General features: G+C 57.6%; 1 pseudogene. It reads left to right on the top strand.

The window, feature by feature from the left end:
* Window positions 1-278, top strand: a pseudogene (locus HEN33_RS25840) (type VI secretion system Vgr family protein); the annotation flags it as partial.

Genomic DNA, 278 nt, shown 5'->3' with positions numbered 1-278 from the left:
CAGCAGGGATATCGGATATGGCTGGTGCAGTTCAGGATGCGGCGGCGTCGCTTGCTGCCGGTGGTCCGGGGGGCATAACGTCACAGTAAGTGGTAGTGCGGTGCCGCCGCAGCTGCTTTTGTTTGCAGGCATGAATGGTTCGGAAGGGCTTGGAAACCTGTTTTCCTACATAGTACAGCTTAAAACCCCGGACACCCTGAACCTCGGATATGTCTCCCTCGCCGCCAACCTGCCGCTTCAGCCCATGGTAGGCAAAGACCTGTGCGTCAGTATCGAAC

This window comes from Escherichia sp. 94.0001, assembly GCF_013369155.2.
GTDB classification, from domain to species: Bacteria; Pseudomonadota; Gammaproteobacteria; order Enterobacterales; family Enterobacteriaceae; genus Escherichia; species Escherichia coli_F.
This window is presented reverse-complemented; position numbering and strand designations above follow the sequence as displayed.